The following is a 12,051-nucleotide window of genomic DNA, read 5'->3' on the forward strand; positions in this document are numbered from 1 at the left end:
ACGTTAATCAATAATTTATGGTGCGGCGGGCAAGAGTTCAGGGCGCCGTACTGGTATCCTGTTTGCGCAATAAAAGGGGAGAAAACACCGCGATGAAGCAGATCAAATCCTGGGCGCAATATTACGTCGACCTGATGACCAAGCTGGGGCTGGTGCGATTCAGCATGCTCCTGGCGACCGGCATCATAGTGCTGGCGGTCTCCATCCAGATGGGCGTGACCCTGTTTCTGCGCGGCACAGTGGACATCGTCGACCTGGTACGCTCGGTCTTCTTCGGCTTGCTGGTGACCCCCTGGGCCGTCTACTTCCTCTCCATCGTGGTGGATCAGCTGGAGGACTCCCGTCAGCGGCTGACCCGCATGGTGCGCAAGCTGCAGGACATGCGGGAGCGGGACCTCGAGCTCAACAGCCAGTTGCAGGAGAACATCAGCCGCCTCAACGCCCAGATCGCCGAGACCAACCGGGCTGAGACCCTGCGCCAGCAGGCCATCGAGGATCTGGAGAACGAGGTGTTCCAGCGGGAGAAGGCCCAGCTGCACCTGGGGGAGCGCACCGCCCTGCTGCGCTCCTTCATCGACTGTTCGCCGGACCTGGTTTACTACCGCAACGAGGACGAGCAGTTCTCCGGCTGCAACCGCGCCATGGAGGAGCTGACCGGCAAGGTGGAGGCGGAACTCATCGGTCTGACCCCCTTCGACGTCTACAAGCACGACATCGCCAGCAAGGTGGTGGAGACCGACAAGCAGGTCTTCGCCAGCAACGAACCCCTCACCTACGAGCAGTGGCTGGAGTACCCGGACGGTCGCAAGGCCTACTTCGAGCTGCGCAAGGTGCCCTTCTTCGACCGCTTCGGCAAGCGTCTCGGCCTGCTCGGCTTTGGCCGTGACATCACCGAGCGCAAGCAGTACCAGGACAAGCTGGAGAAGGCGAGCCGGGACAAGACCACCTTCATCTCCACCATCAGCCACGAGCTGCGCACCCCCTTGAACGGCATCGTCGGCCTGAGCCGGATGCTGATGGACACGCCGCTGGATGCGAAACAGCAGCAGCAGCTCAAGACCATCCACCTGAGTGCGGTGACGCTCGGCAACATCTTCAACGACATCATCGATCTGGACAAGCTGGACCGGCGTCGGCTGGAAATCGCGCCGGCCCCCCTGGATCTGCCCGCCTTCCTCGACGAGCTGGAGACGCTGTCGCGTATCCAGGCGGAGCAGAAGGGGCTCTATCTGCATTTCGACCGGGATGGCGACATGCCGCAGTTCGTGATGGCGGACGGTACCCGGCTGCGCCAGGTGCTGTGGAACCTGGTGGGCAACGCGGTCAAGTTCACCGACGAAGGAGGGGTAACGGTGCGCTGCCTCGCCCACGCCGCCGACGCGCCGGGCAAGCTGGCGCTGCACTTCGAGGTGGAGGACACCGGGGTAGGCATTCCCCGTGCCCAGCAAGAGAAGATCTTCGCCATGTACTACCAGGTGCAGGGCAAGAAGCACGCCACCGGCACCGGCATCGGTCTTGCGGTCTCCCGTCAGCTGGTGCAGGCCATGGGGGGCCAGCTCTATGTGGACAGCGATCCGGGTGAGGGTTCCTGCTTCACCGCCGAGCTGGAGGTGGCGTGCGTCGAGCCCCAGGCCGCGGCCCCGGAGCCCGAGATGCCCTCCCTCGACATCCTGCTGGTGGAGGACGTGGAGCTCAACGTGACCGTGGCCTGCGCCCTGCTGAACAAGCTCGGCCACCAGGTCAAGGTGGCGCGGGATGGCGCAGAGGCGCTGGCCATGGCCAATCCGGACGATTTTGATCTGATCCTGCTCGACATCCAGCTGCCGGATATGACCGGCTTCGATGTGGCGGAGCAGCTGCTGGCGCGCTATGGCGACAGCCTGCCCCCCATGGTGGCACTCACCGCCAACGCCACCGGGGATCGCCAGTACTACCGGGATCACGGCATGCAGGACGTGATCAACAAGCCGCTCGGCTCCAGGGCGGTGCGGGAAGTGATTGGTCACCTGTTTGCGGATCTAGCCGACGACGAGGCGGACGAGCAGGACGATGCCCACCACCAGGATGCGCTGCTGGATCTGCCCTTCCTCACCGATTACGCCAGCACGGTCGGCAAGCCGGTGCTGCTCTCCAGCGTCGAGCTGTTCGAGAAGATGATGCCGGACTACATGGCGGTGCTCGACTCCAACATGATCGCCCGGGATCAGGCTGGCGTGGTGGAGGAGGCACACAAGATAAAAGGGGCGGCGGGGTCCATCGGCCTGCGCCGGCTGCAGCAGACGGCCCAGCTTATCCAGAGCCCGGATCACCCCGCCTGGTGGGAGAACGTGGAAGACTGGATTGAGACGCTGCGCCGGGAATACCCGGGCGATATCGCTCGCCTGCGGCGCTGGTTGCTGTCGTGACGCCACCGGGAGCCGCTGGCAAGGAGCCACACCATGTATGACCGTTTGATAACCCCCGAGCGCATCCACCCCTGGGGCGACGGCAGCCTGCTGGAGGCGACCGAACAGGATCGCGCCCGCATCGTGCAGGCGGCGCCGGTGCGCCGCTTGCAGCAGAAGACCCAGGTCTTCCCCCTGGACGTGAAGGCCTCGGTACGCAGCCGCCTCACCCACTCTCTGGAGGTGCAGGAGACCGGTCGCCAGATCAGCCGACGCATCCTGTCCCTGCTGCCTGCCAACACGGTGTGCGAGGGGGCCTTTATCAATCTGGTGGAGATGTCCTGCCTGCTGCACGACGTGGGCAACCCGCCGTTCGGCCACTTCGGCGAGCAGGTGATGAGCCAGTGGCTGGCACAGGAGCTGGACGGCCTCTTCGCTCGCGCCCACGATCGGCTGCCGAGCGCCCAGTGGGCCGAGCTTCGCCAGGATCTGCTGGTGTTCGACGGCAATGCCCAGAGCCTGCGGCTGGTGCACAGCCTGCACGAGCTGAACCTCACCCTGGGCCAGCTGGCGGCCCTGTGCAAGTATCCGCAGCAGCCCCAGCCGGGGCTGCACAGCCCCCAAGGATATGGCCAGCATCACGGCTGGACCAGCAAGCGCGGCATCTTCTTCAGCGAGCAACCTCTCTACAGCGCCCTCGGTCAGAGCCTGGGGCTGGCGCCCGGGTGCCGCCATCCGCTGGTCTACATCATGGAGGCGGCGGACGACATCTCCTACTGCATCGCGGATCTGGAGGATGCGGTGGACAGGCATATCCTCACCCAGGGGGAGCTGCTGACGGCGCTGCGCACGGCCGACCGGGGGGACTACATGGCCGCCCTGCTCGACGAGGCACTGGCCTCGGGTCGGGGCTTCTTCCCCCATTTCCGCCAGCAGCTGACCCGGGATCTGGTGGCGCTGGCGGCCCACACCTATGTGAGCGAGCACGAGACCATACTGAGCGGCGCCTACCCCAGGGCGCTGCTGCACGGCCAGGCCCCGGCGGCCCGGGTGCTGGATGTGCTCAAACAAGTCGCGAAGGCGCAGGTGTTCATGCGCCCCGAGGTGGAGGCCCTGGAGCTGGAGGGCTATGCCGCCCTGCGCGGCGTGCTCTCCACCTATGCCTGTCTGCTGGCCCTGCCTGCCAGCCAGTTCGAGCGGCTGCTGGCCGGTGACGGGGGCAGCGAGCTCTTCTTTGCGAGGCGGCTGTTCCACCGCCTGTCGGCCCGCCACCTCAAGGCGTATCGGCTGGCGGTGGCGAGCCGGGATCCCCGTTTCGACGAGGAGGCCGAGCAGGAGTGGTACTACCGGGTGCGCCTGCTGCTCGACTACGTGAGCGGCATGACGGATACCTATGCGCTGGAGGAGTTCCGGCTGTTGTCCGGCATATGACGGTGTCTTGCCCCCACCCATATGGGTGGGAGCGATATTGCGTAAAATTCGGTGTTTTTTTACACTGTGGCAACTTGTTCAACTTTCACACGGTAAGGAGACGAATATGCAACATTCCATGCTAAACGTTGCGTTCGATCGCTGCTCTGGCAGCGCGAAGACTCGTGCTCTTTATTCACCGCGTGGAGGGAACAGGTAACACCTGCTTTTCCATCACCCGCGGTTGTCCCGCAGGGTGATCACCTCTCTCCGGGAGAACCGCACGTTCAACTGGAGATGATTATGTCTATCGAACTCACCCTGCTGCGCCACGTCGAGACCCTGGTTCAAAAACGGATCACCCGGCTGGAGCGTCGCGTCAGCTACCTGCACCTCTCCCCGGCCCTGCTCAAGGACATCGGGCTGGAAGGACAACAAGTGCACGTCGCCCATATCCGTGAGCGGGAGTTTCAAACCGGTTTCCGGCTCGGGAATCGAATAACCTGAGGGGAGGGGCACAAGCCCCCCATCTCGTGGATGGCAGGCCTGGGCCTGCCATTTTTCTTTGCCCCCGGGCACGACGGCAATTTATATGTTTTAAAGGGGTCAAACCCCCTATGATCCCCCCAGTCTGTCAGGGAGTTGATTATGTTCCGCCGCTGTTGCCACCTCATCCTGTTCTGCTGGTTGACCTGCTGTAGCCTGGTGGCGACGGCGCATTCGTCTTACATGGACAGAAGCGTCTTCACACCGGCCGAGCAGCATTGGCTCGCGACCCACGACGAACTGGTGATCGGCATGCCGACGACGGCCTGGCCGCCCTATGTCTATACCGATGGCCGGGGCAACTTCACCGGTCCCCTGAACGAGTTTGCCTTGCTGATAGCGCAGCGGTTGGGGCTCGGGGTCCACTACCGGACCTATGCCAGCAACGCGGCGCTGCAGCAGGCCTTGCTGGATGGCGAGATAGACATGCTGTTCGGCGCGTCGCCGAGCCCGACCCGCACCTTGCGGATGCTGTTCACCACCGAGCTGATGGCGCTGCCCCGCGCCGTCCTGCTGATCGGGGGACGGGAGAGCCTCTCCCTGGAGGAGGCTTACGGAATGCGCTGGGTCTGCGTCTTCGGCGTCGGCGCCTGCGACGCGCTGCTGCACCTTGGCATCTCGAACCTGGTCACGGTCGACAGCCGGGACGAGGCTATCTTCATGCTCAAGGAGGGGAGGGCGGACGCCTACCTGGCAGATCTCCCCATGTTGAGTCGCCTGCAAGCCATGGCGGGCATGACCCTGACCACGGTGGACTGGATGAGGGACTCCTCGCTCACCATGGCGGTCGCCCCGGATCAGGGGCCCCTGCAGGGGCTGCTGGAGCGTGCCCTCGACGACATATCCCCTCTGGAGCGCCGCCGCATCCTGGAGGCGGGGGGCATTCTCGACTACGACCTGGTGCAGGAGAGCAGGGCGATTGCCTTCACGGCGCAGGAGCAGGCGTGGCTGCAAACGCACCCGGTGATCCGCTACGGGGTCGCTCCGCAGTGGACCGGCATGAGCGAGCTCGACGATCAGGGGCGGCTCAAGGGGTTCGTCGCCGACCTGCTGGCGATGATGAGCCAGCGTGCCGGGCTCCAGTTTACCCTGGTGCCGACCAGGAGCTGGGCCCAGACCGTCGAGCTCTTCCAGGGACACAAGCTGGATCTGATCCCGGCCATGACGCCAACCGCGGAGCGGCAGCAGTTCGCCCGCTTCACCCCCCACTTCGCCTCCCTCAACCGGGTGGTCGTGGCCAGGCAGGGCACGGCCGAGCTGGCCAACCTCAAGGAGTTGAAGGGACGCCGGGTGGGCATGGTGGGAGGCTCGGTGGAGCAGTCCCTGCTGAGGGAAATGGGGGCCGAGTCCGTTGCCGTCGGGAGTGACGCCGAACTGTTGCCGCTGCTGGATGCGCAGAAGGTCGACTATGTGCTGATGGGGGTGACCTTGCTTGGGCAGTCGCTGCAGAAGGGATTCAGCGATCGCTACCAGGTGGTCTTCTCCGGCAGCGATCTGCGGGTTCCCATCGCCATGGCCACGCACCTGCAGGATCCCATGCTGCAGCAGATCATGACCAAGGTGCTGCTCTCCCTGCCGCCGGAGGAGCTGACCGCCCTGGAGAAGAAGTGGCTCTCCCTGACCATACAGACGGGGCTGGATCCCCACAAGGTGCTGCTCTGGTCCTCCCTCGGAGTCGGCCTCTTCCTGTTAAGCCTGCTGCTGTTCCTGGGCTGGAACCGGACGTTGCGCCGCCAGATGAGTCAGCGACGGGAGGCGGAGCGGCGGCTCGAGGAGCAGCTGGCGTTCGTCCAGATGATGCTCGATGCCCTGCCGAACCTGGTGGTACTGACCAACGAGCACTACGAGGTCGCGATGACGAACCAGGCGTACCGACAGGTTTTCTTCGGGGGAGAGAACCTGAAGGGCTCCTACGAGCGGCTGCTCCAGCATCAGCTGCCGGAGGCGATCCGGATCAAGGTCATGAAAGAGGATGCCCGGGTGTGGGAGAGCGGGGAGGAGCTGCGTGGCCGTGGCGAGCACCAGAAGGAAGACGGCAGCCTGCACCAGATGATCTACACCAAACGCCTGTTCGTGGGGCCCGACGGCAAGCGACTCGGGATCCTGACCGTGCTGACCGACGTGACCGAGCTGGAGCAGGCGAGGTTTGCGGCCCAGGAGGCCCAGACCCGGCTGACCCAGATCACCGACAGCATGCCGGGTGTCGTCTATCAGTATCAGTGGCTGGGGCCGGGCGAGGGGCGCTTCCTCTACACCTCCCAGGGGCTTAAGGAGATGATGGGCCATGACACGGATCCGGTGACCGAGATGACCCGGGGATCCACTATCCTGGGGCTGAAAGGACAGGCTCAAGAGGAGTTCGTGGCCACGGTCGCACGCCATGCCAGGGCCATGGAGCCGCTGGATCTGGAAGTGGAGATCCAGCGTCAGGGACAGCCTGGCTACCTGCAGATCCGGGGTCACTTCGTACATCAGGAGGGAATGGACGGGGTCATCCTGAACGGGGTGGTGCAGGACATCACCAAGCTCAAGCGCCAGGAACTGGAGCTGCGCGAGGCCAGGCGGGTCGCGGAGGAGGCCACCCAGGCCCGCAGTCGATTCCTCGCCACCATGAGCCATGAGCTGCGCACCCCCATCTCCGGCATGCACGGCATGCTGGAGTTGCTGCAGATGAGCGCGCTGGACGACGATCAGCGCTACATGTTGCGCAATATTGCGACCTCCACCAACCATCTGCTCTATCTGGTCAACGACATCCTGGACTTCTCCAAGATGGAGGCGGGGCAACTGCAGCTGCATCCTCACCATTGCCGGCTGACCTCGGTCATCTGCGACGTCATCCGCGGCCATGCGGCCCTGGCCTATGGCAAGGGGCTCAACGTGACGCTGGCATGGGGGCTGGCGGTGCCGGATCAGGCCAGCATAGACGCGGTGCGGGTGGGTCAGGTGATCTCCAACCTGTTGAACAACGCGGTGAAGTTCACCGAGGCGGGGGAGATTGCCATCCTGGTGGACTACCACGACAACAGGCTCACCCTGCGGGTGCGGGACACCGGGATCGGCATCGCGACGGAGCAGCAGGAGAACCTCTTCATCCCGTTCAAGCAGGTGGAGTCGGACATCAACCGGCGCTTCGGCGGCACCGGGCTCGGGCTCGCCATCTGCGATCAGTTGACCCAGAAGATGGGTGGCAGCCTGACGCTGGAGAGCAAACCCGGAATAGGCACGACGGTGACCTTCGCGATCCCCCTGGCCGACAGCCAGTGGGATGCGCCGCCCCTGGCCGGCCAGACATGGTGGTGGTACGGCGAGGATGAGGCCTTGCCGTCGGTGATGGCGCGCTTCGGCGCCACCTTGCAGCGGCTGGATGCTCGCCAGTGGCAGCAGCCTCCCTCGGGGTATCTGCTGGCGCAGGAGAGCTTTCTGGAGCAGACCCTCGGCGGAGACTGGCTTACCCATTTGCAGCGATCTGCCCTCAAGGGCATAGTACTCTCCCCCCATGAGGCCCTGCGTGGCCGCATGGACAGCGATGCCTGGTGGCGGCTCGGACAGTCCCCCCTCTATCCCGATCTGCTGCTGGAAACCTGCCAGCAGCTCTTGAGCCAGGGGCCGAGCCCGGCGTTGCAAGTACCCGGGGAGAAGCTCGGCGGCCGCGTGCTGGTGGCGGACGATCATCCCGTCAACCGCGCGCTGCTGGCTCGCCAGCTTGCTATTCTGGGGTTGGAGCCCGAAGTGGTGGATGACGGGGAGAAGGCGCTGCGCGCCTGGCAGGGGCAGGATTTTGCCCTGCTGTTGACGGATTGCCACATGCCGGTGAAGGATGGCTATGCCCTGGCACGGGCCTTGCGTACTGCGGGAGATGAGGCCCCCATTATCGGGGTCACGGCCGATACCTCGGAGGAGGCGATCGAGCAGATGCGGGAGGCCGGCATGAACGACATGCTGCTCAAGCCCTACAGCCTGGAGGCTCTGCGCCAGATCCTGGTGCGCTGGTTACCCTTGCCCGGGGCACAAGAGGAGGCAATCTCTCCCCGGCAAGCCCGGGCCCAGGCGCCCGGCATAAGCTGGTTGACCCTGTTCGGCGATGAGGGGGTGGCGCGCAGCATGGCCATCGAATATCTGGAAGCCAATGAACAGGATGGCGAGGACATGAAACAGGCCCTGGCGAGGCAGGATACCCAGGCGCTGGTGGAGACCGCCCACCGCATCAAGGGTGCCGCCCGCATGGTGGGTCAGATGGATCTGGCAGAGGAGGCTGCCAGGCTGGAAGCGGCCGCCCGATTGAAGCAGGTGGACAGGCTCGACGAACTGGGTCGGACGGTACAGGGATTGATGGACACTATCAGAAATGAAACGGGGTTATGGCTCGATGAATAATGCACGGCATGACTTGATGATCATGGTGGTGGAGGATCACAGCTTCCAGCGCAAGGCCCTGATGCACCAGATCCGCGGCCTTGGCTACGGCCGGCTGCTCGAGGCGCAGGACGGTGAGGAGGCGCTGGCACAGTGCCAGCACCATCAGGTGGACATCCTGTTCTGCGACCTGCGCATGCCAGGTATGGATGGCATGGCCCTGCTGCGACGCCTCTCCCTTGGCGGGTTTCGCGGTGGCATTGTGCTGTCCAGCGCCCTGGAGGACGACGTGGTCGATGCCGTGCTGCGCATGAGCCGGGCCTATGGTCTGCAGGTGCTGGGACGCATCGACAAGCCCGCCTCGGCCCAGCAGATCGCCCAGCTGATCGCGGCTTGGCGTCCAGAGATGGCGCGCAGTCAGGAGGAGGACGGCTATCACCTCACCCTGGGCGAGCTGTGTCAAGCCATGGATCAGGACCAGCTGCTGCCCTGGTATCAGCCCAAGGTGAGTTTCGACACCGGGGACTGGGTCGGCATGGAGGCGCTGGCCCGCTGGCAGCACCCGGAGTACGGCCTCATCTCGCCGGCTCGCTTCATCCCGCTGGCGGAGCACAACGGTCTTATCGATCAGTTGACCGAGGTGATCATCGGCAAGGCGCTGCGCGACGGTCACCTCTGGGCGCAGACCGGGCTCTCCCTCAACCTGTCGATGAACCTCTCCACCACCTCGCTCATCGAGGGGGATTTGTGCTACACCCTGCTCAATCACTGCCAGCGCTGGAGTATCAACCCCGAACTCATCACCCTGGAGGTGACCGAGAGCGCCTTCGTCAAGGATCTCGGCAAGTCGCTGGAGGTGCTGACCCGGCTGCGGATGCACGGTTTCGGCCTCTCCATCGACGATTTCGGCACCGGCTACTCCTCCATGCAGCAGCTGGCCCTGCTCCCCTTCACCGAGCTCAAGCTCGACAGATCCTTCGTCGATCGCTGCTATGAGGATCCCTCCCGGCTCGCCATCATCGAATCCAGCATCGAACTGGCCCGCAAGCTGGGGTTGAAATCGGTGGCCGAAGGGGTCGAGGATGAGGCGACCTGGCAGCTGCTGGCGAAGCTGGGGTGCGATCAGTGCCAGGGGTTCTTCTCCGCCCGTCCCATGCCCAGCGAGGAGCTGAGCGTGTGGCACGAGGACTGGCTGGCTCGGCTGCCCACGTTGATCGGGCACTAAATCAGGGCAGGATGCCCGTCGCGATACAAGGATGTACATGAAACTATCAAGCAAGTTGCTGTTGAGCTTCTGTTTTATCAATCTGCTGATCATTCTCTCCTCCGCCCTCGTCTACCATCAGCTCGGCCGGATCGAGGGCTCCCGGGAGGCCCTGCTGGGGCAGACCCTGCCCGCCCTGCAGCGGGACGAGGCGAGCCAGAAGGCCCTGATCGCCACCGTTTCCTCCCTGCGAGCCTACCTCATCCTCGGCAAGGACCCGGTGCAAGGTGCGCGCATCCAGCAGGAGTGGGAGGGGGCCTGGCACCTCATCGAGCGCCAGCGCTTCGCCCCCGCCCTGACCCGCGACCTCAAGGGGTTCAAGGGGGCCCAGGAGAAGGTCTGGGCCCTGGCCCATACCGAGGAGAACCTGCCGGCCCATACCCTGATGCTGCTGGAGGCGGGCCCCCTGGCGGAGGCCGCCCTGGATCAGCTGCAATCCATCGCCAATGAAGAGGTGGCGACGCCCGAGGCGGCGCTGCCGGGGGATCGCCGTCTGCTGCTCAAGCAGGTGGGGGACGCCTACAACGGTCTGGCGAACGCCCTCTCCGCCCTGCGGGACTTCCTCATCTCCGGGGAGAAGGATTACCGGGACAAATACCAGGACTACTACCAGTACCACCAGCAGCGGGTGGCGGAGCTGAAACAGCAGCAGGAGCACTTCACCGAGGCGCAGAAGGGGCTGTGGACGCTGTTCGAGGAGATGTCGGCCCCCTTCGCCGAGCTGGTCGGCCAGGTGATCGAGAAACGCCAGTCGCCGGACTGGAACCGGGCCAACCATCTGATGGCCACCGACATCGAACCCGCCCTGACCCGGCTCGCCGATCGGCTGGCGACCCAGGTGAGCCATACCCGGGGGGAGGTGGACAAGATGGCCGGGGAGATGACCGCCGCCGGCCAGACCATTCACCGCACCCTGCTGCTGGCGACCACCAGCGTCATCCTGCTCGGTACCCTGGTGGCCCTGCTGTTCAGCCGGCGTCTGACCCGGGACATCGCCAGCCTGGTGAAACGGGCCGGTCTGGTGGCCGATGGCCGGCTACCGCTCGACCCCCTGCCGGTGCGAAGGCAGGATGAACTGGGGGGCCTGACGGGCTCCATCAACCGGATGTCGGCCCAGCTACGCGAGCTGGTGGGGGAGATCCAGGGGGCGGTCGCGCAGGTGGAGGGGGCCGGTCGGGAAGTCGGCCATACCACCAATGCCATCGCGGACGATCTGGCGAGCCAGAGCCTGCGGCTGGATTCGGTGGCGGCGGCCATCGAACAGGTGTCGGTCAGCACCCGGGATGTGGCGGGCAACATCGCGGGGGCGGCCGGGGCGGCCCGCGAGACGGAGCTTCAGGCCAGGCAGGGGGAGCAGGCACTCGGGCGCATGGGGGCCACCATGGCGCAGATTGCCGCCATGATAGCCCAGGCGAACCAGGCGATGACGCAGCTCAGTAGCCAGAGCGAGCAGGTGGGGCGCGTCACCGAGGTAATCGCCACCATCGCCGAGCAGACCAACCTGCTGGCCCTCAATGCCGCCATCGAGGCGGCCCGCGCTGGCGAACAGGGCCGCGGCTTTGCCGTGGTGGCCGACGAGGTGAGGCAGCTGGCGAGCCGCACCAGCGCGTCGACCATGGAGATCAACCAGACCATCGCCAGCATCCAGCAGCAGACCCGGGAGACGGCCGATACCGTGGGCAGTGGCACCCTGCTGGTGGAGCAGGGACGGGGGGCCATGGCCTCGGTGACCGAGACCCTGAATGCCATGACGCTGCTGGTGCAGGATCTAAGCGGCCAGCTTGCCGCCATCGCCGCAGCGACCGAGCAGCAGTCCAGGGTGGCCCAGGAGGTAGCTGGCACGGTGGAGGAGATCGCCGGGCTCAGCCACCAGTCCAGCGAGCACAGCCAGCAGGGGGAGCAGATCGCCGCCCGGCTGACGCGGGAGACAGGCAGGCTGACCTCGACCATCAGCCGGTTCGATCTGAATGCCTGACGAGGGGACGGGAGAGCGCAAGGGGCAGGCCGGGAGGTCTGCCCCGTTTTATTGGGCCCAAAGGTGGGAACTGGGAGATGTCACTCCAGATGGTCTGGTTTCCGACGAGCCGGTTC

Annotated in this window: 6 protein-coding genes; all 6 read left to right on the forward strand. The window is 65.0% G+C overall.

The window, feature by feature from the left end; all coding sequences use genetic code 11:
- Positions 1–92 precede the first annotated feature (92 nt).
- A complete protein-coding gene (gene arcB / locus J9885_RS02220) occupies positions 93–2,405 on the forward strand; it encodes an aerobic respiration two-component sensor histidine kinase ArcB (RefSeq protein ID WP_210547956.1) in 2,313 nt (770 codons plus the stop codon).
- A 33-nt stretch (positions 2,406–2,438) separates the two neighbouring features.
- A complete protein-coding gene (dgt, locus tag J9885_RS02225) occupies positions 2,439–3,815 on the forward strand; it encodes a dGTPase (RefSeq protein ID WP_210547957.1) in 1,377 nt (458 codons plus the stop codon).
- A gap of 282 nt (positions 3,816–4,097) precedes the next feature.
- Positions 4,098–4,301: a hypothetical protein gene (locus J9885_RS02230; protein WP_134696418.1), complete on the forward strand. Its 204-nt coding sequence runs from the start codon at positions 4,098–4,100 to the stop codon at positions 4,299–4,301.
- Positions 4,302–4,442: 141 nt separating this feature from the next.
- Entirely contained in the window at positions 4,443–8,717 is a 4,275-nt protein-coding gene (locus J9885_RS02235) for a transporter substrate-binding domain-containing protein (RefSeq protein WP_210547958.1), read from the forward strand.
- A complete protein-coding gene (locus tag J9885_RS02240) occupies positions 8,710–9,921 on the forward strand; it encodes an EAL domain-containing response regulator (protein WP_210547959.1) in 1,212 nt (403 codons plus the stop codon). The genes J9885_RS02235 and J9885_RS02240 overlap by 8 nt, the downstream gene beginning before the upstream one ends.
- A 37-nt stretch (positions 9,922–9,958) precedes the next feature.
- Positions 9,959–11,935, forward strand: a complete 1,977-nt coding sequence (locus J9885_RS02245; RefSeq protein WP_134696417.1) for a methyl-accepting chemotaxis protein — start codon at positions 9,959–9,961, stop codon at positions 11,933–11,935.
- Positions 11,936–12,051: the final 116 nt, after the last annotated feature.

Source organism: Aeromonas sp. SrichE-2G (assembly GCF_017939565.1).
GTDB classification, from domain to species: domain Bacteria; phylum Pseudomonadota; class Gammaproteobacteria; order Enterobacterales; family Aeromonadaceae; genus Aeromonas; species Aeromonas taiwanensis.

Bases quoted from the DNA above. Each gene is read 5' to 3' on its own strand.
- arcB (WP_210547956.1), top strand. From the start codon at position 93: ATGAAGCAGATCAAATCCTGGGCGCAATATTACGTCGACCTGATGACC.
- J9885_RS02240 (WP_210547959.1), top strand. From the start codon at position 8,710: ATGAATAATGCACGGCATGACTTGATGATCATGGTGGTGGAGGATCAC.
- J9885_RS02235 (WP_210547958.1), top strand. From the start codon at position 4,443: ATGTTCCGCCGCTGTTGCCACCTCATCCTGTTCTGCTGGTTGACCTGC.
- J9885_RS02230 (WP_134696418.1), top strand. From the start codon at position 4,098: ATGTCTATCGAACTCACCCTGCTGCGCCACGTCGAGACCCTGGTTCAA.
- dgt (WP_210547957.1), top strand. From the start codon at position 2,439: ATGTATGACCGTTTGATAACCCCCGAGCGCATCCACCCCTGGGGCGAC.
- J9885_RS02245 (WP_134696417.1), top strand. From the start codon at position 9,959: ATGAAACTATCAAGCAAGTTGCTGTTGAGCTTCTGTTTTATCAATCTG.